General features: G+C 43.9%; 6 protein-coding genes. 3 read left to right on the top strand and 3 right to left on the bottom strand.

Going from position 1 to position 12,755, the window contains the following annotated elements:
• The first annotated feature begins 31 nt into the window (after positions 1-31).
• The 3 genes from LC454_RS00565 to LC454_RS00555 are packed head-to-tail and all read left to right on the top strand — an operon-like array spanning position 32 to position 6,435.
• On the top strand, positions 32-3,532 hold the full coding sequence (locus tag LC454_RS00565) for a SusC/RagA family TonB-linked outer membrane protein (RefSeq protein ID WP_223578013.1): 3,501 nt from the start codon (positions 32-34) through the stop codon (positions 3,530-3,532).
• Between the two features lie 12 nt (positions 3,533-3,544).
• Positions 3,545-4,948, top strand: coding sequence for a RagB/SusD family nutrient uptake outer membrane protein (locus LC454_RS00560; RefSeq protein ID WP_223578003.1), 1,404 nt, complete (start codon positions 3,545-3,547; stop codon positions 4,946-4,948).
• A gap of 11 nt (positions 4,949-4,959) precedes the next feature.
• The gene (locus tag LC454_RS00555) at positions 4,960-6,435 is read left to right on the top strand and encodes a TlpA disulfide reductase family protein (RefSeq protein WP_223577993.1); all 1,476 of its coding nucleotides are present in this window, start codon (positions 4,960-4,962) and stop codon (positions 6,433-6,435) included.
• Between the two features lie 99 nt (positions 6,436-6,534).
• On the opposite strand, the gene LC454_RS00550 is transcribed toward LC454_RS00555, so the two are convergent.
• The 3 genes from LC454_RS00550 to LC454_RS00540 are packed head-to-tail and all read right to left on the bottom strand — an operon-like array spanning position 6,535 to position 12,721.
• Positions 6,535-7,743, bottom strand: a complete 1,209-nt coding sequence (locus tag LC454_RS00550) for a TlpA disulfide reductase family protein (protein ID WP_223577991.1) — start codon at positions 7,741-7,743, stop codon at positions 6,535-6,537.
• Positions 7,744-7,788: 45 nt separating this feature from the next.
• Positions 7,789-9,276, bottom strand: a complete 1,488-nt coding sequence (locus LC454_RS00545) for a RagB/SusD family nutrient uptake outer membrane protein (RefSeq protein WP_223577989.1) — start codon at positions 9,274-9,276, stop codon at positions 7,789-7,791.
• Between the two features lie 10 nt (positions 9,277-9,286).
• The gene (locus LC454_RS00540; protein ID WP_223577987.1) at positions 9,287-12,721 is read right to left on the bottom strand and encodes a SusC/RagA family TonB-linked outer membrane protein; all 3,435 of its coding nucleotides are present in this window, start codon (positions 12,719-12,721) and stop codon (positions 9,287-9,289) included.
• Between the last annotated feature and the right edge of the window lie 34 nt (positions 12,722-12,755).

Here is a 12,755-nt window from a genome sequence, read left to right as displayed (position 1 = left end):
CATAAACAGATAACTTAACCCCACACCTACTATGAAACAAACCTATTCGTCCAGGCTTAACAAAAAAGCCAGGGCCGTGCTACTCTATGGCTTTTCCGTACTGTGCAGTTCCTACAGTTTCGGCCAGATTAACATCCAGGCCAATAACGAATCAGCTCTTTCTGTCATGAAACAGATTGAAAAACAATCGGCCTATCATTTTGTCTATGATGAGGCACAGCTAACTATTCCAAAGGTTAAACTTCGTCTCAACGATGTCTCGCTCAAGGAAGCCCTGGACGCGACATTTACAGCCAACAACATCCAGTACAAGATTGTCAAAAAAACCATTTTATTAAAAAATGCACCTGCCAGAAAATCAATTTCTACAGCACCGTCAGCGCCAAGCCAGCAGTACAAATTGCAGGGACAAATTTCAAATGCTGCCGGAATCCCGCTCAGTGGTGCTACGGTGAAAATTAAAAACACGAATATCTCGACAAAGTCTAATCAAAACGGACGGTTTGAGCTGACTTCACCGCAGCGTAGCGCCACGCTAGCTGTATCATTCTTGGGTTACGAGACCCTTGAAATCAATGCGAATGAAGAATTGGCTACGATCGTACTCAAGCCAAGCAATACCAGTCTTTCGGAAGTTGATGTGACCATCAATACGGGCTATCAGACCATTGCCAAAGAACGTGCTACAGGGGCATTCTCCAGCCTACCGAAAAATAGCCTGCAGCAGCAGCGGCTCAACAACCTAGGAAGCTTGCTAGAAGGCCGTATTGCAGGTTACCATAATGGCCTACTTCGCGGAACAACCTCTATGAAGGGAGTTACCTTACCTCTGTATGTTATCGATGGTTTTCCAGTAGACAATACAAGCATGAATTTCAATGGCAATGTAGTAGAAAATCTCCCCGACCTCAATTTGGAAGATATAGCGTCCATTACCGTCTTAAAAGATGCAGCTGCAGCATCTATTTATGGCGCACGCGCGGCCAATGGAGTTGTTATTATCGTCACAAAAAAGGGAAAAAATAAAGGGACTGAAATCAATGTTTCAGCAACGCTGACACATAGCCCCTATTATTTTAATACGGATCGTCTGGCATCATCCGCGGATATGATCGGAATCGAACGGGAATGGGCAGCGAAAAACCCAAATTTAAAAACAATGACGCCAGCGCAGGCGCAAAGTACGTTAGACGATATGTCTTACAGAAGCCTTGGTATTCGCACCATCCTCAAAAAATACGCCGGTCAGATCAATGAATCTGAAATGAATGCCGAGCTAGACCGTCTCTCCCAACAGGGTTATCGTTATTATGACGATGTAGCCAAGTATGCCAAGCGGAGTCCTTTTTCCCAGCAGTACAACCTGAACCTTTCCAATGGTACGGAAAAGAGCAAATTCTACTTTTCGACGACCTACAAAAAGGACCTCCTGGAAGACCGTTTCAGTAAAAACCAAAATCTGGGTATCAATCTCCGGAATATCACCCAGATCAACAAATGGTTGGAAGTAGAAATGAGCTCATTTCTCAACTATGCGGATGATGACAGACAGACTTATGATGCGCTAGCGCCCGGATTTTCTTTTCTGCCTTACAATCCATTAAAAAATAGCGACGGCAGCAATTATACCGCTTACATGGCCGATTACATGAGTCTGGCAAATATCAACAGTATCAAACAGTATGGCCTGAATACACTGGACATCACGCCATTGGACGAGATAAAAAACAATATCGAACAGTCGAATGGTTTCTCCAACCGAAGTTTCATCAAATTGAATGCAAAGATTGCAGACTGGCTCAGCTATTCGGCCTCTTTTCAGTATGAGATCAGCAATAAGAAATTCGAGCTTCTTTATGGTAAAAACTCCTATTATACACGATCGAGAGTCAATCAATTCGCGTTAATTGCGGATGGAAAAGCGACACTGATGATGCCCAATGGCAATATCAATAAGACAACGGATCTCAAGAATAATGCATTTAATTTTAGGCAACAGATCAATATTGACAAGGACTTTGGCGAAAGACACAGCCTGAATGCCATATTGGGTAGCGAGATTAAGAACAACCGCATGCGTTCTCAGCTTCAAAATCTCTACAATTTTGATCCCGATGCGCTCACCTATACCATGCTCGATCCGAAAATAGGTACAGTGGGTTCTTTCAATCAAAATTATGACTATGCCAGTCAATACGAATCTATCAATCGCTTTATTTCCTTTTATGGGAATGTTGGCTATGCCTATTCGAAAAAATACCTCCTCACGGGAAGCTTGCGCTGGGACAGATCAAACTTATGGGGAACAAGCTCAAAATATCAGAACAAACCGATATGGTCCGTGGGTGCCGGATGGAATCTGAATGAGGAAAATTTCATGCAACTGGACTGGTTAAATCAGCTTAAGCTAAGAACTTCGTATGGTATCGGCGGTAATATATTGCAAAATGTTGCTCCTTTTATGACAGCGTATTACAATACCAATTCTCACGTCGGGGGAACACAAGGGACAATCTCGGGCCGTCCCAATCCGTCACTTTCGTGGGAAAAAACAACCACTACGAATGTTGGGATGGATTTCGGTTTGTTCAGAAATCGTATTTCTGGAAGCCTGGATTACTATCGAAAACAAGGGAAAGACCTCTTCGCCTCCACCATGGGTGTACCCACGGAAGGTTTTGGCTATTCAACCTATGCCATCAATAATGGCCAGATGACCAATCATGGCTTGGAACTGACATTAAACGCCAATATCCTGCAGAACAAAGATTTTAGCTGGAACAGCAGTGTACTTTATGCCTATAACAAGAACAAAGTGACCTATGTCAATGTCAAAGCGCCATTTTATATCCTACAATTGGATTACCCCGATGCCTATCCCCGTATAGGAAATCCATACCAGGCGATTTATGCCTACAAATGGGCCGGACTCGATCAGCAGGGAATACCGCAAGTGTATGATGAAAATGGAAACAAAACCACACAAACTCCGACGACGTTGGAATCGATTGTATATGCCGGTTCGAAGGTACCTACACATACACTTTCCTGGACAAATAGCCTTTCGTACAAAAACTTTGATTTTTCAATGATGCTCACCTACGAAGGCGGTCATAAGATCAGAAATGCAGATCTACCTTATATGGGTATCGGCAATTATCTGACATTCACAACCCTTGCACCGATGAACAAAGATATTCGCAATCGTTGGCAACAGGAAGGCGATGAATTGAAGACCGATATTCCTCGGTTGGTGTTTCCAGAAGAGATAAATCTTTACAACTCAGCAAGTGGTACCATCTACCAATATGCAGACATCAATGTACTTGATGCCCGTAATATACAAATCCGCAACATTAGTCTAGCTTATCGCCTACCGGCTGACTGGGTCAAAAAGATGCGCCTGGCGCAGGCGAGGTTACAGTTCAACGCTGAAAATGTAGCCATGTTTACCAAATCCAGCAACGCAAAATATATGCTAGGCGGCTATCGTACACCGAATTATGTTTTTGGCGCTTACCTAACCTTCTAATTTAAAATTCTTATGAAAAAGATAATATACCTACTTGCGATCATACCAGTTCTGTTTTTCGCTTCCTGCAATAAATATCTAGATATACTACCCAAAGGCAAAAAAATCCCGCAAACCTATGCGGATTTTGAGGCGCTACTGCGCGATGAAGCAACTGTTCATCAGGTTCCTATCCTCCAGGCTATTATTTTGCCCAATGATCGTTTTGTCTCCCCGGCGAACCTTAACTATTATAAATTATGGGATATCAACTATAACTGGCAGGAACAAGAGGACCGGAAGGTCTATAACAATGCCGATGAAGGCACCTACTATTATGCCTATTCGAGCATATCTGTCTGCAATCTGATCCTAGAGCATGGGCAGACGATGACGGAGGCCACAGCCCAACAACGTGATGAACTGATGGCTACCGCCAAGGTACTCCGGGCCATCAGTTATTATACCTTAGCAAATTATTATGCTGCGGATTATGACAGTAAAACGGCGGGGCAATTGCTATCGGTTCCGTTGATTGAAAGTGCAGATATAGCCGCTCCATCAAAGCAGGTCACTATCGCTGAAATATACGATTACATGATCAATGATATCAAAAGTGCCCTACCTAACCTACCTAATACGGGACTGACGATCCTGCATCCGGGCAAAGGAGCGGCCTATGCATTATTGGCACGTATCTACTTACAAATGGACAACTATCAGGATGCGTTGGAAAATAGCGAAAAAGCACTGGAATACAATGACAAACTTTATGACTGGACAGCTTACTATAATACCAATAAATCGCAGATCGAAGAGCCTGCGAACTATGCCTTGAAAAAGACGCCCATGGATTTTGCCTATGTCGAGAATTACTATTTCAGACATGGCCAATCACCAAACTATACTGCTGCGGAATTATCCCTGCAGGTAGAACGCGCAGCTGGATTTGAAAAGGGAGACAGTAAATTCGCTGCACGCTGGAAGTTGCGTACGGTCGTGCCCAACACCTATTATACCAGCACAATGACCGGATTCTATAACACACAGGGCTTGACGACTGTCGAAGTTTATCTGATTGCCGCAGAATGTCAGGCACGTCAGGGAAATATCCTAAAGGCAATGGATCTTGTCAACAAAGTCCGCAAGACAAGGATCCTTGCGGCAAATTATACCGCCCTGACCGCACAAAATACCACTGATGCTATAAAAAAAATACAGCGGCTTAAACAGAATGAGCTGATTCATTCCATTATCCCGTTTGCAGATTACAAACGCCTCAACAAAGAAAGTACGCTTGCGACCACACTGACCAAAACGATCGACGGCAAGACGGTCCAACTGAGCCCAACATCACACCTCTGGATTATGCCCTTTCCATTAGGAGCAACAGAGAATCCGGGCAACGGGTCTATTAAACAGAATGTTGAAAAATAAAACAAAAAACCATGAAAGTAAAAGCTTTAACACTAGCATTCTTGCTCGCAACGACAGTAGGTTATGCGCAACAACAAACAGCGAATAGATACGAACAATACCTTCCCATTATTGAGAAGGGCACATTAGTACAAAAAGATTCTTTAGCGAAAGCATTACTCGCAGAAGTAAAAGGTTACAAAACAGAAACGGACTATCATTCCACCATCAATATTCTCCGTTCGCTGGACAAAGAAAACGAAATGACGATCGTTGAAAATATCGCCAAGAAAAAATACCCAAAGGGCGCTATCACGCGTGATGCTTTTATCACAGATGTCTTCTACAATGCAGGCACGTCAACGGCGAAAGAAAAGGCGTATACTGAACTGATCAAAAAATGGCCGGTTAAAAATTTCAGTCAAGAGCCACTGACTTATGACTATGTTTTGGCAAATCTATCACAAAGTTTTGCCAATGATGGAAATGCACAAAAGGCTATTCATTACCTGGGCGAGATGAAAGAACGGTTCTGGCGTGGAAATGGTTATATTCCAGTTGGTCAGATTCTCCTGAAGTCAGGCGATACGACTACCGCTGCGCCACTTTTGAAGACAGCAATGGATGATAGCTATTATTACCTCACGCTACCGGAAGAACAAAAGGACAACAAAGCCCGCTTTGCAGCGATGGGTTATGCCAGCTCGATGTCGGCTTATGTGAATATCCTTGTTGCACAAAAAAAATTCCCTGAGGCTGTCGAATATATCGAAAATGCGCTGAAAGCAGCGCCCGAGCAAGCGGATGGTTTAGCCATGGTATACTATAAATCGCTGATGGGAACCGGCAGAAAGCTTGAGGCATATAATATTTTAACAAAGTTATATGCCAAAGGGCAGTTTGCCGTTGAAGATGATCTTAAAAGATTATATACCGAATTGAACGGATCAGCCCAAGGCTATGAGCAGTTCAATGCTTCCCTGAAAACGGAATTAACACAAAACATCCGCAACCATATCAAAGAGATGGCCACCTTCAAACCGGCCCCCAATTTTGAACTGCTCAATCTAAAGGGTGAAAAGGTATCCTTGGCCAGTTTAAAAGGAAAAGTTGTGATTTTGGATTTCTGGGCAACCTGGTGTCAGCCCTGTGTACGCTCATTCCCGGGAATGAAGGCTGCGCAAGAATCTTACGCGAACGATAAAGAAGTACAATTCCTATTTATGAACACTTGGGAGCGGGATAAGAACTACAAAGAAAATGTCGTCTCCTTTATCACAAAAAACAACTATCCGTTTGAGGTGCTGTACGATGATCAAAAAGATCCACAGACAGGAAAAGTCATGGCAGCTCAATACGGTGTCAATGGTATCCCGGCCAAATTTATTATTGATAAGGAAGGAAATATCCGATATTTTCTTACTGGATCCACGCCCAACGTGGACTATATCAAATTGGAAATGAAAGAATTGATAGAAGCCGCTAAAAAACCTTATAAAGGCTTATAGTCTGTCTGCCTCTGAATAGAGGCAGACAGACTATTTAATGCGTACATCAATAAAAAAGGCAGCACTTCCCATGTTTTGCAGGCTCTTTAATGGCAATTTTTATTGTGCTCCAAATACCTCAGCCAGCTTTTTGTCCAGTTCAGTATCCGTTTCGGATCCACTTGCATAGCGGCCAACAATAAGACCATCTGGATCGATCAAAATCTTGGTCGGTAATGTGCTGATGCCAAAGTGAACAGAAATGGATTTGGATCTATCGAATTCTCCGTTTTCAAACTTTAGCCCATTAAGTACATGTCTCCAAATACCGATTTTATCTTGATCTACTGCTTTGTGCCAAGCAGCCTGGCTCCGATCATCGTCCGCAACACCAATAATTTCAAAGCCTTTGCTTTTATATTTTGTGTACAGATCTATTAAATGCGGATTCCCTTTACGACAAGGTACACACCAGCTCGCCCAAAAATCCAGCAGCACATATTTACCCTTGAATGCAGCAAGTTTAAGTATCTTTTCATTGATATCGGTAGACTCAAATTCAAATGCTTTGCTTCCCGGCGAACCATTTTTGATGCCATGAATCTTTCCTGCAATCTCCCTGCCGTAACCGCTATTCTTGATCTGATCAGACAAACTGTTATATAGCCCCTCAATTTTGTCCAGATCGGCACCTGTTGTCATAAATTGCATAAGGAAAGAACTCACGTATGAATCTGGATTTTTCTGTATAAATTCTACATCCAATTTGGCCATCCGTTCATTAAATGGCGCAAAATTTTCCCTATAATCATAGGCTTCTTCTTTCAAATTTTTCACTTTCGCTTCCAAAAGCTTCAGTTCGGCATCCGCGTCCATGTATCGCTTATTCAAACGACTGTATTCGTCAAGCACAGGTTCCATTTCCTGCCGGATGGCTTTTTTTTGAACATCAAGTTTCGCCCATTCGTCCTGTGATTTTGAACCTTTGATCAGGGCATTTTTGAATTTGTCTTTTTCAAGTCGGATGCTCATCTTTTTGGGTTCCAAATAAAAACTTACCGCATTTGGATCGTCCATGCCCCTGTTGTTACGGTTAATATACAGATAAGCCATCACTGGTTCTTCGATGGTGCCTTTAAAAACAAAGGTATTATGTTCAATTTTTACACTGTCCAGGGTATGCTTGCTTCCATCTCCACTACGATAGCCCAGGTAGACATAGGGCGATGAAACATGAATGGTCTCGCCCTTCAATACAAAAGGCTGCTGCCCTAGGGCAACCAACGATAAATTGGTCAACAACACTATGCTTAAGATGTATTTTTTCATTTACTGCTAAATTTAAAATGGTTATGAAAATTCATATTTATTAACTCAATTCTGAACCAGGTTAGGATTCGCGATGATCTCTTCTTCCGGTATCTGCATCATTATTTTTTTGTTGGTCGGACTGATATTCAGTTCAGCAGAACTGCCAGATTTATAATTTCGCACCATGGGCAGGCCATTTCGGAATTCATCGTAGCTGGCATGCCCTTCAAATGCCAATTCCAGCTTGCGCTGCTTCAGGATTTCATTAAGCAGCGATTTCCCTTCCAGCCCCGATAAAACAGCCAGTCCTGCCCGTTGTCTGATTATATTGACATCGCTCAATGCAGCGGCCGCATTATTTAGCTTTGCATAGGCCTCAGCCCGATTAAGGTACATTTCAGCCAGACGTAGGTAACGGAAGGGTGAAAAAGTATAAAGTGATTCATACCGGATCATATATTTTGAAACGGCCCGTGTATCCTCGGGATATCCCGGTGTTACATTACTGATATAAAAGCTATTTCGCTTGTCGTCAGCCTCCAGCAAGGACAACAAATAAGGAGAAGGGCGATATAAGCCCCCAGTATAACCTATCCGTGAGGGCATTGCAAAATAATTGCTGATCAGCCCCTGTGAATAGTCTATATTCACCGCAAAGATATCCTCTTTGTTGTTTATGTTATTGGTTTTATAATAATCGACATAAGCTTGACCCTGCAAAAGCTGATAACCACCTTCTTTGATCACTTTGTCTGCATACTCTATGGCCTTCTGGTTGGCACTGGCTACCGGATTATCGACCGTTCCACCCATATACAGGTATACTCTGGACAGCAGCGCATATGCAGCATATTTGCTGCCATAGCTGTTTGATTTTTTTACGGCAAATAAAGGAGCTGATGTTTCCAAATCGCTAATGATCTGCGCATACACCTGTTCCACCGAAGCTCTTTTCGGTGCAAATCCTGGGCTGATTTTGTCATCTAGGATAAGCATAACGCCCAGCGATTCACCGGGTGACTGATGGTAAGGTTTGCCATAGAGACGTACTAGGTTAAAATAGACATAAGCCCGTAAAAATAAGGCATCGGCTTTTGCCTGTAAGATTTCAGTGTTTGTTTCACCCGCCTTCACATGGCCCAATATCTTGTTGAGGTGCAGCAGCAGCGTGTAACTTCCGCGCCAAAACTCGTAGGTATGCGAACGATCTTTTGTACTGGAGTTGACATAGTCAAACACATCTGTATTCTTGTTCACCTCAGCATCTAGTGCCCTGATCGTGTTGCCCTTTGCCTCCGAGAGGAAGATGAGCATATCATTATAATTAAAGGAAGATGCTACCGCACCGCCAGCAACCAGGTTATACGTACCCACAACAGCCTTGCTATAGCCTTCGGGGCGCTCAAACTGGATATCCTCAAAAATAACGTTATGCGGACGAAGCTCATCCAACTGCTTATTACAGCCGCTTGTCAATCCTACAACAAGCATGCTAACTAGAAAATAAAGACTTCTATTTCTATGATATCGGTATATAGTTCTGATTTTCATCTGTAAATAATTAAAACGTAACTTGAACCCCCAGTAAAAAACGTCGTGGATTTGCAAAACCTGCGCCTACGCCACCAAAAGAATTTCCACCGAGTGCGGCGCCCTCCGGATCCGCCCCGACAAAACCGCTGTCTTTAATGACAAGCAGATTGTCTCCGCTGAGGTAGACAGTCGCATTTGTCATTTTTATACTTTTTAGGATATTCTGGGGCAATGCGTAAGCCAATCGTACATTGCGCAACCTGGCGTGACTGCCATTTCCCCATATTCTTGACGAGCGGTAGTTCAGTGTAGACCAGGCGTTGGGATCCGTGCTGAATATATCCGGATAGTTTGCCTTTGTATCGCCAGGTCCTTTCCAGACATGCTGGTTTTCGCCGAACGCGATATTATTGCGGCCCTGTCTTGGCAATATCGGACTCTGGAAATTATTGACAATACTCATCATCAGATAATTGCCATACTGAAACCACCATTCTGCGCTTAGAGTAAATGCTTTATATTGAAAAGTGTTGGTAAATCCGCCAAAAAACTTTGGTGTAGCTGAGCCAACTGGCTGCCAGTTGCGCAAGTCGCTCGTGGCTCCAATTCCTTCTACAATCGCTTTTTCACCATTGACAAAGTTGTAATGCTGCATATTGCCATTATCCGGATTGATACCGGCATATTCTACAGCCTTGATCACGTTAATATCGTCACCGATCTTCCGGTAGTAAGCGAGCGAATAACCATCCAGCAGCGAATCTTGATACAGTTTCGTGATTTTATTTTGATTGATGCTAAAATTAAGGCTACTATGCCAGTTAAAATCCTTTGATTTGATCAGATGTGCATTTAGAATCAGTTCTAGACCTTTATTGACAATCTGCCCTACATTCTGGTATTGCGCCAGAGAACCTTGGGCAGAAGGCAATTGCACATTCTGTAGCAGTCCATCACTTCGCTTATGATACATATCGAAGGTGATACCCAAACGGCCAAATAATAGTGCATCTACCCCAATATTGGTATTGTATAGCGTCTCCCAAGAGATGATGGGATTTGCAAGCTGCGAAATGCGGACACCGGTATTTCCTTCCTGCTCATAACGAAACAGGGTGCTACCATTTCCTGTCGCATAGAAGGTTGTATTCAAATAACCATCCCCAAGATCGCGCCCTGACGTTCCATACGAAGCACGCAATTTGAGCGAATTTATTGCTTTGACATCTTTTAGAAAATCTTCCGAAGACAGCATCCAGCCTGCACTCAAGGAATAGAAAGTACCATACCTTTTGTCCCGTCCGAAATTGGTCGTTGCATCTGTGCGGACCGACGCTGAGGCCAGATATTTTTGCCTATAGCTATAATCGGCCTGTCCGAAAACCGAAAATGTTGCTCTTTCCCGATAAGCTCCGACGGGTGAATAGGGCCGCGAATATGCTAGGTCTACCGCACTACCAAACCTTTTTGCCGCCCCCATATTTCTTTCGCCAGCAAGCAGATCGTTCATATTGACCGTAGACAGCTCTGTTGTGCGTTTGCCCCACTCCTGCCCCATCAATACGGATAGATTGTGCTGCTCAAAATTTTTCCGGTAATTCAAGGTATTGGATGTCAGATAGTCGACCATTTTTGTATCGTCCAGATCCAGGCTTCCATTGGGTACGGTCATCCCTGGCCGGAATAAATAAGGGAAGCCGCCATATCTCCCCGAAAATGATCTTGGATCAAAATAGGAGTTGATATTCGTGCCCATATAATTGATTGAATTGGTACTCTGGATACTCAGTTCCGGCAAAATATCATAGCGCAAGCGCAAACTACCCAGGTGATTTTGCACATTCGTCAAGCGTGTGTTGTCATAATCCGTTTCGGCAAGGAAATTTTGCATCCAGCTTGTTGTGACCGGCCCATAGTTGCTCGACTGCCTAACCAGCAAACTATCCAGCAAATTGCCCTGGTCATCATAGGGCGACATAAAAGGCTGAATCATATACAGTTCGGGAACGCCGTTGCGTTTTGATGTTCTGTCCACGATGGTGCTGAGGTTTATACTTGCGTGAAATTTGCGCGATACAGCATGATCAATATTAACCCGTAAGCTCTTACGGTCAAAAGAATTGTCATATAACGCCCCATTCTCTTTAAACCAACCTATTCCGGCATAGAATTTCGTCTTTTCAGTACCGTTTCGGACACTGACTTCGGTATTCCGGAGGTTGCCGTTGCTATAAATAGCGTCTTCCCAGTTAAAATTACGGGAACGGTCTGCATCGGTATACACACGGCGTTCTCTGATAAAATCATTTACATCAGGAAAAGTCTTACGGATAGATTCTGTCTGCTCCCAATAGCGGCGCATCTGCTGATCCATAAAACCGATGAGCTCGGTTGTATTCATAAAGCGCAAATCGCGTTTTGGCTGGATAATTCCATATTGTATATGCGCGTCGACAGCACTCTTGCCCGACAGTCCCCGCTTGGTTGTAATGACAATCACACCCTGTGCTGCCCGCGAACCATATATGGCTGTCGAAGAAGCGTCTTTCAGTATCGAAATATTTTCCACATCGGCTGGGTTAACAGCATCCTGCACAGCCTGGTAATTGGTGATTATCCCGTCGACCACAATCAGTGGTCCCAAATAGTTGTTGGTAGGTGTCGTCATGGAGGACTGCCCCCGCTCGACCACCTGGCCTTTTGCGCCGGACTCGCCAGAGGTCTCCGTGATATACAAGCCCGTGGTTTTCCCCTTTAACATGGACAAGACATTGGATGAGGTGACACTGCTGCGCAGGACATCCCCGCTGACCTGCTGCACGGCACCTGTCACTTCAGAGGCTTTCTTATTCATATAGCCCACCACCACCAGCTCTTCCAGGTACTGGCTCTGCTGCAGCAAGCGGATCGTCCCCAGATTTTCAGTTGCTTTTATCCGCTGTGGCAGATAGCCCAGCAATGAAAACTCCAGATAGCTTTGTTTGGGCACGTGCTCGATATAAATATCTCCGCTGCCGTTACTGCTGGCGTATTTCACTATTTTCAGATCTGCCGAAAGCACTTTAACGGTCACGCCCAAAAGACCATTATTGAGTGAATCAGTCACCCGTCCACGAACGCTCATTTCATCCTGCACAACGATTGGTTTTCTTTCGACAGAGGTCGGCTGTTCCTTTATAATGATCAGCTTGCCCTCAAGCTCATAGGTCAGTGGCAACCCCCGTATGATAGACTGGATGGCCTCCTGGAGTGGCTGATTCTTAATATTGACGGTTATGCTTCTGTTGCTCTCCACTTGCTGTGCGGACCAGATGTAGTGGTAGCCGGTCTGTTTATTGACCTCCCTAAAGGCTTCCTTGAGTGTCATTTTTGTGTGCCTGAGCGTCACCATCTGCGCGGCCGTCTTGGCGCTTATGTGCACAAAAAACACACTGCAAATAATAGCGGTAATTGATATTTTCATAATACACGTTTTGGTCAGGTTAGGAAACCAATGT

The sequence above is a fragment of the Sphingobacterium sp. GVS05A genome (assembly GCF_019969845.1).
Taxonomy (GTDB): Bacteria; Bacteroidota; Bacteroidia; order Sphingobacteriales; family Sphingobacteriaceae; genus Sphingobacterium.
The sequence above is the reverse complement of the archived record's forward strand: the minus strand, read 5'-3'. Positions and strand labels throughout refer to the sequence as shown.